Below are 8,692 nucleotides of genomic sequence, written 5' to 3'. Positions count from 1 at the left end.
ACGGCGATGGAGAAGGCGTCCATCATGCCCCGCGAGGGTCGAACCCTGCTTGGACATCTTCAGGAAGACCTCGCCCAGACCGTCGTCCGGGTAGGAGTTGGCGGTCATGTAGCCCTCGGCACCGCCCACGGTGAAGGAGGTGGTAATCCCGGGCGGCCCTTCGGGAGGCGCTTGCGGACCGGACGGTACTCGACGACCTTCTCCGCCACCGCGGGAACGACCTCGGTCTTCTTCTCCTCCTCCTTCTTCTTGGCGGAGAGCGGCTGGCCGACCTTGCAGTTGTCGCGGTAGATCGCGAGGCCTTCAGGCCCATCTTCCAGCCCTCGAAGTAGAACCTCCTCGACCTCCTCGACGGTGGCCGACTCGGGCAGGTTCACGGTCTTGGAGATCGCGCCGGAGAGGAAGGGCTGCGCCGCGGCCATCATGCGCACGTGGCCCATGGCCGAGATCGCGCGCGCTCGCCCATGGCGCAGTCGAAGACCTCGTAGTGCTCGGACTTGAGGCCCGGGGCGTCGATCACGTTGCCGTGCTCGGAGATGTGTGGGCGACGATCGCCTCGACCTGCTCGGCTGGTAGCAGAGCGCTTGAGGGCCTTGGGGACCGTGTTGTTCACGATCCCTGCATCGAGCCGCCGCCGACGAGCTACTTGAACTGACTCAGGGCCAGGTCCGCATCGACGCGCCGTCGGTGTCGCAGGGGCCATCATCCAGCCGATGGTGCGGTCGGGGCCAGCACGGACGCTGGGCGTGGCGAATGCGATATCTTCTCTGCCGAGCGGAGGACGCCCTGCCAGCCTCGGTGGTGCCCGGCCCCAGGACGGGTGTCCAGTCCAGTCATGCGCGGGCTGACCCGCCGCGTTGGCGTCGGCGTGCTGCTCATGACGCGCTTAGTGGCGTCGGCGTTGCGGGCGTAGCCGTCGTACGGGCCGACGACGCGCGAGGCCAGCTCGGCCGAGCGCCGGTAGGAAGTACCGGTCGATCAGCGAGGTGCTGGCACCGGCCAGGGCCCGGCCGCCCTCGCTGTCGTAGGCACGTGCCGTGTGGCCCTCAGCAGGCGCCGAGGTTGGTGGCGTAGCCGATGCCCAGCTGCGGAAGGCGCGGGGGGTCTCAAGCCGCTCGATCATCGGTCGAGGAAGTCGGCGAAGCAGATGGAGATGTCCATACGCCCGTGATGACCAGCTCGACGACCTTGGCGAAGCGCTCGGCGTCGAACGACTGGTTGCCCTGGTCGTCGTCGCGGAGGAACTTCATCAGGTTCAGGGAGGCGAGGTTGCACGAGGAGTTGTCCAGGTGCATGTACTCGCTGCACGGGTTGGACGCGGTGATCCGGCCCGTCTCCGGCGAGGTGTGCCAGTGGTTGATGGTGTCGTCGTACTGGATGCCGGGGTCGGCGCAGGCCCAGGCGGCCTCGGCCATCTTGCGGAACAGCGCCTTGGCGTCGACCTCCTCGATGACCTCGCCGGACATACGCGAGCGCAGCCCGAACTTCGACGCGGTGTCTCGACGGCCTTCATGAACTCGTCGTTGACGCGGACGGAGTTGTTGGCGTTCTGGTACTGGACGGAGGTGATGTCGTCGCCGCCCAGGTCCATGTCGAACCCGGCGTCGCGCAGGGCGCGGACCTTCTCCTCCTCCTTCACCTTGGTGTCGATGAAGGCCTCGACGTCCGGGTGGTCCACATCGAGGACGACCATCTTGGCCGCGCGGCGGGTGGCGCCGCCCGACTTGATCGTTCCGGCGGACGCGTCGGCGCCGCGCATGAAGGAGACCGGACCGGAGGCGTTGCCGCCGGAGGAGAGCAACTCCTTGGGAGGAGCGGATGCGGGAGAGGTTCAGGCCGGCGCCGGAGCCGCCCTTGAAGATCATCCCCTCTTCCTTGTACCAGTCGAGGATCGACTCCATGGAGTCGTCGACGGACAGGATGAAGCAGGCGGAGACCTGCTGCGGCTGAGCGGTGCCGACGTTGAACCAGACCGGCGAGTTGAAGCTGAAGACCTGGTGCAGCAGCGCGTAGGTCAGCTCGTGGTCGAAGATCTCCGCGTCCGCCGGGGAGGCGAAGTACCCGTGCTCCTCACCGGCCTTGCGGTAGGTGCTCACGACGCGGTCGATCAGCTGCTTGAGACCGGACTCGCGCTCGGGGGAGCCGACGGCGCCCCGGAAGTACTTGCTGGTGACGATGTTGACCGCGTTCACCGACCAGAAGTCGGGGAACTCGACGCCGCGCTGCTCGAAGTTGATGGAGCCGTCGCGCCAGTTGGTCATGACGACGTCACGACGCTCCCAGACCACCTCGTCGTACGGGTGCACGCCGGGGGTGGTGTGGACGCGTTCGATGCGCAGACCCTTGCCGCCCTTGTTTCCCTTGGAGCGGGAACCTCGTGCCGGGCCGCTCGTCGTCTCTGTCATGCCGCCTCCCTCTACCGGGCAAAACGCCCTTGTGCGCCCATTTCTTCCGTGGCGCGATGTGTGTCTTTCGCCCGGGTGCGCGGGGAGCGCACCGGGCAGGTCTGATGTGTTGCCGTCAGTCGGCCGCCGCGGCGGGCGCGGGGACCCCGAGGCCCTCGCCGCGGCCGCCGGCGGGCTTCGCGGGTCCGTCGCGGCCCTCGCGGTCCGGCTCGCGGACGGCGGTGCCGGGGATGCTGCCGCGCAGTTCCGCGACGGCGGCTTCGAAGTCCTCGAGCGAGTCGAACGCCTGGTACACGGACGCGAACCGCAGATAGGCCACGAGGTCGAGGTCCTTGAGCGGGCCGAGTATGGCCAGTCCGACGTCGTGCGTGGTGAGCTCGGCGCTGCCGGTGGCCCGGACGGCCTCCTCGACCCGCTGGCCGAGCAGCGCCAGGGCGTCCTCGGTCACGGGCCGTCCCTGACAGGCCTTCCGCACACCGGAGATGACCTTGGTGCGGCTGAAGGGCTCGGTGACCCCGCTGCGCTTGATCACCATCAGTGACGCGGTCTCCACCGTCGTGAACCGCCGGGAGCAGTCGGGGCACTGGCGGCGCCGACGGATCGAACAGCCGTCGTCCGTGGTCCGGCTGTCGACGACCCTGCTGTCGGGGTGCCTGCAGAAGGGGCAGTGCATGGCTCTCCACCCTCCTTCTTCACCCTCGGATGACCCGCGCGGCGCCCGGCATGCGGGAACCTCGGGAAAACTCGTGCACGATCCGCGGCTTCGGCCGGCCTGGCGACAGGCCCCGGCGAAGCAGTCCCCAAGCATAGGCGATGGCCGTGGGTGGGGATGACCGGGATCGGTCACCGACCACAACTTGTGGGCGGCGCAGGCCATCAAACCACTAGATCTGGTGTCCGGCGACCAAGCGAGCCCGACGCGTGTCGCGCGTCGGCCGCCGTCCGGGACCGCTGGAGAGCCTACGCGAGGGACGTGGTGACGCCCCCACGGGGCCGCGGATGACACACTGGTGGCCCGCACACCGGGCGGAGGACGCGCCGCGGCGCCGTCCGGCGTCGCGCACCGTTCCCATGGGTCCGGCCCGGCGATCCCGGCTCCGGCTCCCGGACGGGTCCTCGGAATTGCGGGAAAAACGTCGGGCACGACGACCGAATTCACGGGAACGGCTCCGCGCGGAGACGGGAACGAGTCGAATTGATCTTCGCTCGTACACCCTCCGACCTGATCACGTCAGTGAATCGGCGATATTTCACTCGAACGTGTGTTTGGCGCAACCTTTCGAAAGCAACTACCGTTGTCCAGCTAGGGAGAACATTTCGAGAGGGGCCGACGTGACCACCACCGCAAACAGCGCCACCATCACCGCCCAGGACCGCTCCCAGAACCGACTCGACCAGACACACCCGATGAACGATTCAGCCATGAACGCCGAGGGCCAGAAGCCGGCCCGCTCGCTCCCCGGCCGGCCACCGGGGATCCGCGCGGACAGCTCCGGCCTCACCGACCGGCAGCGCCGCGTGATCGAGGTCATCCGGGACTCCGTCCAGCGCCGGGGCTACCCACCGTCCATGCGCGAGATCGGGCAGGCGGTGGGGCTCTCCAGCACCTCCTCCGTGGCGCACCAGCTGATGGCGCTGGAGCGCAAGGGCTTCCTCCGCCGGGATCCGCACCGTCCCCGCGCCTACGAGGTGCGCGGGTCCGACCAGGCCAGCTCCCAGCCCACGGACACCACCGGCAAACCGGCCGCCTCCTACGTGCCCCTGGTCGGCCGGATCGCGGCGGGCGGCCCGATCCTCGCCGAGGAGTCCGTCGAGGACGTCTTCCCCCTCCCCCGCCAGCTGGTGGGGGACGGCGAGCTGTTCGTCCTCAAGGTGGTCGGCGACTCCATGATCGAGGCGGCCATCTGCGACGGGGACTGGGTGACGGTCCGCCGCCAGCCCGTCGCGGAGAACGGCGACATCGTGGCCGCCATGCTCGACGGGGAGGCCACGGTCAAGCGTTTCCGGCGCGAGGACGGCCACGTCTGGCTCCTCCCGCACAACGCCGCCTACCAGCCGATCCCCGGCGACGAGGCCACGATCCTCGGCAAGGTCGTGGCGGTGCTGCGGCGGGTGTGACCGCGTCACCGCGCCGCCGGAGGCGGGCCCCGGGACCACTGCGCCGGTTCCGGGGCCTCTTTCGACCCGTCTCCGAGTGCCGCTCCGTCGTCCGGCGAACCCATCGCCGGGCACCGTGCGCGGCCTCAAGCCCCGGAACGTCCCGCGACATCCAGGTGGGCGTCCCTGCGGTGCCCCAGGAAATCCGGTAACGCTATTCCCGTCGGCCCCGGCAACCCGGCACGGCCGGTTCTGCCCGCCGCGCATTGCCCACGGAGATGCGCGGTCGGCGCATTGCGAAAGGAAATGGCCGCTTCCCGGCCCGGGGTCAGCTCTTCGCCTCCCTGGCGGCAGCGTCAATCGCCGCGAGCGAACGACGCACCTGATTCCGGTCGGTCGTGTACCAGAAATCCGGCAGGGAAGCGCGCAGGAACGAACCGTAACGCGCCTTCTCCAGCCGGGGATCGAGCACCGCGACCACGCCTCGGTCACCGGACGCCCGGACGAGCCGGCCCGCGCCCTGGGCCATCAGCAGGGCCGCATGGGTCGCCGCGACCGCCATGAAGCCGTTGCCGCCCGCCTGCTCCACCGCCCGCTGCCGGGCGCTCATCAGGGGGTCGTCGGGGCGCGGGAAGGGCACCCGGTCCATGACGACGAGCTGGCAGCTGGGCCCCGGCACGTCGACGCCCTGCCACAGGGAGAGCGTGCCGAACAGACACGTACGGTCATCACCGGCGAACGTCTTGATCAGCTCGCCGAGAGTCTCCTCGCCCTGGAGCAGGATCGGCAGGTCGAGCCGGCCGCGCAGCTCCTCGGCCGCCGCCTGCGCCGCCCGCATCGAGGAGAAGAGGCCGAGCGTGCGCCCTCCGGCCGCCTCGATCAGCTCGGCCAGCTCGTCGAGCATGTCCGTCCGGCCGCCCTCCCGGCCGGGCTGGGCCAGGTGCTTGGCGACGTAGAGGATGCCCTGCTTGCGGTAGTCGAAGGGCGACCCGACGTCCACGCCCTTCCACTCCGGCACGTCCTCCCCCGTGACGCCCTCGGGGGCCAGGCCCAGCGAGGCGCCGACCCCGTTGAAGTCCCCGCCGAGCTTGAGGGTGGCCGAAGTGAGCACGACGGAGCGCTCGTTGAAGAGCTTCTCCCTCAGCAGCCCCGACACCGACAGCGGAGCCACCCGCAGCGAAGCACCGAAGCGGTCGTGCCGCTCGTACCAGACGACGTCGTACTCCGAGCCCTCCAGGATCCGCTCGGCCACCCCGTGCACGTTCTCGACCATGGCCAGGGCCTGCTTGCGGACGGCGTCCTCGTCCTGGACGGACTTGTCCCGGGTGTTGCCGATGGCCGTGATCACCGCGCGGGCCGCGTCCCGCAGGGCCGCCAGGGCGTACCCCAGGTCCTCGGGGATCTCCTCCAGGCGGCCCGGCAGGGCCAGCTCCATCAGCCGCTCGAAGCTCTCCGCGGCGGTCTGGAGCGCGTCGGCCGCCTTCTCGTCGACCAGCTTGGCGGAGCGCCGCACGGCCCGGTTGACCTGGCCCGGGGTGAGCTCGCCGGTGGCGACGCCGGTGACCCGGGAGACCAGCTCGTGGGCCTCGTCGACGATCAGCACCTCGTGGTCCGGGAGGACCGGGGCGCCCTCGATGGCGTCGATGGCCAGCAGCGCGTGGTTGGTGACCACCACGTCGGCGAGCTTGGCGCGCTCGCGCGCCGCCTCGGCGAAGCACTCGGCCCCGTAGGCGCACTTGGAGGCGGACAGGCACTCCCGCGAGGTGACCGAGACCTGGGACCAGGCCCGGTCGGAGACGCCGGGGGTCATGTCGTCGCGGTCGCCGGTCTCCGTCTCGTCCGCCCAGTCGCGCAGCCGCAGCAGGTCCTTGCCGAGGCGGCTGGTGGGGGCCGCGGCCTCCACCGCGTCGAAGAGCCCCTCCTCCTCGTCCTGCGGCACGCCCTCGTGCAGCCGGTGCAGGCAGAGGTAGTTGGAGCGGCCCTTGAGCATGGCGAACTCGGGGCGGCGCCGCAGCAGCGGGTGCAGGGAGTCCACCGTGCGCGGCAGGTCGCGCTCGACGAGCTGGCGCTGGAGCGCCAGCGTCGCCGTCGCGACCACCACGCGCTCGCCGTGGGCGAGGGCCGGCACCAGGTAGCCGAGGGACTTGCCGGTGCCGGTGCCGGCCTGCACGAGCAGGTGGGAGGTGCCGTCGATGGCCTCGGCCACGGCTTCGGCCATGGCGACCTGACCGGGGCGCTCGGTGCCGCCGACGGCGGTGACCGCGGCGTGCAGCAGTTCGGTCAGGGAGGGCTGGGAGGAGGAGGCAGTCATAGCCCTTCCACCCTACGGGGCGGCACCGACATCGCGGGCCACCTCCGCGCCATACGCCACCCGGGCCCCTTCATCCGCCCGGCACGGCAAGGGGGTTGGCGATCTCGACCCGCCCCGGCCCGTCCGTCAGCAGCGCCGGGGAGCGCAGCACGGGAGTCTCCAGCAGGAATCCGGGCAGCGGGGAGGACCCCGTGTCGCTCCGGGCGAGGAAACGGCGGAACGCGGCCAGCGCGATCCGCTCGTCCAGCAGCCGCTGGGCGCCCAACGCCCCGGTCAGGCCGAGGACGTTGTCGCTCCCCAGGTGGTGGGCGAGCCGCTCGTCGGCCTCCGCGTCGGGCACGAACGCGCCGCTCTCCCGCCCGATCCCCGGGAGACGCGCCTCCAGCTCCGCCCGCCGTGACTCCCGGAAGCGGTGGCCGCCCCGGTACCGGCCGCCGGCGGGCCAGCCGTCCGGGTCCAGGAGGACGAGGGTGTTCTGCTGGTGGGCGTCGAGGACGACGCCGGCGGCGCCGTCGAGCCACAGTACGGGGCGGACGACCGCGGACAGGTACCGCAGGAACCACTCGGCCGCGACCACGTGCCCGGGGCGGCCGGTGCGCAGGGCGAGCCGGGCGACGACGTCGGCGAGCCGCGAGGCCATCGCGGGATGGCCGGCCGATGTCTCGCGGCCGGGCCAGGGGCGGAGCGCGGTGAGGCCCGCCAGACAGACGGCGTCGTCGCCGGGGCCGAACGGATTGTGCCGGACGACGGTGTCCAGGCCGGGCAGCGGCGTGCCGTCCGGGGCGTCGGCCGCGAGCCAGGCCGGGTCGCGGACCACGTCGAAGCCGGGGCAGGCCGCGCGCCAGCGCTCCGCGAGGCCGCTGCGCAGCAGCCGGTGCAGCTCGACGCCGCGCCGGGCGGCCGCGCGCCGCGGCTCCCGGCCGGACCCGGCGACGTCCAGGTCCAGGGCGAGCCGGAGCATCGCGGGCGCGCCGGGGCGGTGCACGGTGCGGACGGAGGAGGTGGGGTGCCAGGACTCGCCCCGGGGCCCCAGGTCGTGGAGGAGTCCGTCGTCCAGCAGGCGGGCGACCGCGGGATGGTGCCGGACGGTGCGGGCCTGCCAGGGGTGCAGCGGCAGCGGCACGGTCCCGTCGGGCAGCCGCACTCCGGGCGGGAGGAGCCGGGCGGTGAGCGCCGCCGCCCCGACGGGACGGCCGCGTTCGGTCCAGGCCGAGTCCGTGGCCAGGACGGAACGGTCGACGGCGAGCCAGTGGAGCGGGAATCCGCCCCGGGTCTCGGGCGAGCAGTGGGAGGCCTCCGCCGCGGAGAGGCCCTCGCGGCTCTTGGGCGCGGGGTGCAGGGGATGACCGAGGAGCGACGACTGCTCGCCGTGGAGGAAGAGGGCGGCGCCGTCGGGGTCGGCGGGCCGGGCGCGGCGGTGCTCGACGAACGCGGCGGTGCGGCGCACCGAGTCGGCGACGCGGACGACGACGTCGGCGGTGCCGGCCGGGCGGCCCGCCCGCGGCGCGGTGTGCGCGGCCTCCCGGCCGAGCAGGGCGGCGAGCGTGACGGCGTCGAGGGCGGGCGCGTCACCGGGGGCGCCCGTCAGCGTGGGCGCGCCGAAGCGGTGGGCGCCGGTCGCGGACCAGTAGCGGACGGGGACGTGGAGCACCGTGCCGGCGGCGCGGAGCGGCAGTTGCAGGCAGTTGCCCCGCGGCCGGGGGACGCCCGTCTCGCGGACCCAGCAGCGCAGCAGGTTGTCGCGGGCGGCGCTGTCCGCCGCGGCCCGGGGGTCGGGGTGGTCGAGGGGATCCTGGTCGGGGCGGTCGGCGGGGACGCGGCCGCGCGGGACGATGGCCCGGGCGGCGGCCGTTGCGGCGGTGGTCAGGGGTGCCTTCAT

The 8,692-nt window shown here is 72.2% G+C and carries 4 protein-coding genes and 1 pseudogene; 1 reads left to right on the top strand and 4 read right to left on the bottom strand.

What is annotated here, in order from left to right; genetic code table 11:
• Both ABD794_RS16320 and nrdR read right to left on the bottom strand, forming a co-directional pair.
• Positions 1-2,405, bottom strand: a pseudogene (locus tag ABD794_RS16320) (vitamin B12-dependent ribonucleotide reductase); the annotation flags it as partial.
• A 115-nt stretch (positions 2,406-2,520) separates the two neighbouring features.
• On the bottom strand, positions 2,521-3,078 hold the full coding sequence (gene nrdR / locus ABD794_RS16315) for a transcriptional regulator NrdR (protein ID WP_344964129.1): 558 nt from the start codon (positions 3,076-3,078) through the stop codon (positions 2,521-2,523).
• A 659-nt stretch (positions 3,079-3,737) separates the two neighbouring features.
• Here nrdR and lexA point away from each other — a divergent pair.
• Positions 3,738-4,523 carry a transcriptional repressor LexA gene (gene lexA, locus ABD794_RS16310; RefSeq protein ID WP_344964127.1) on the top strand — a complete coding sequence of 262 codons (786 nt, stop codon included), beginning with the start codon at positions 3,738-3,740 and terminating at the stop codon, positions 4,521-4,523.
• A 307-nt stretch (positions 4,524-4,830) separates the two neighbouring features.
• Here lexA and ABD794_RS16305 read toward each other — a convergent pair whose 3' ends face one another.
• A complete protein-coding gene (locus tag ABD794_RS16305) occupies positions 4,831-6,813 on the bottom strand; it encodes an ATP-dependent DNA helicase (protein ID WP_344964124.1) in 1,983 nt (660 codons plus the stop codon).
• 70 nt (positions 6,814-6,883) lie between these two features.
• A complete protein-coding gene (locus ABD794_RS16300; RefSeq protein ID WP_344964122.1) occupies positions 6,884-8,692 on the bottom strand; it encodes an IucA/IucC family protein in 1,809 nt (602 codons plus the stop codon).

Source organism: Streptomyces thioluteus, from assembly GCF_039535865.1.
The sequence above is the reverse complement of the archived record's forward strand: the minus strand, read 5'-3'. Positions and strand labels throughout refer to the sequence as shown.

Excerpts from the sequence above, each read along its gene's own strand:
- nrdR (WP_344964129.1), bottom strand. The coding sequence starts at position 3,078 with ATGCACTGCCCCTTCTGCAGGCACCCCGACAGCAGGGTCGTCGACAGC.
- ABD794_RS16305 (WP_344964124.1), bottom strand. The coding sequence starts at position 6,813 with ATGACTGCCTCCTCCTCCCAGCCCTCCCTGACCGAACTGCTGCACGCC.
- ABD794_RS16300 (WP_344964122.1), bottom strand. The coding sequence starts at position 8,692 with ATGAAGGCACCCCTGACCACCGCCGCAACGGCCGCCGCCCGGGCCATC.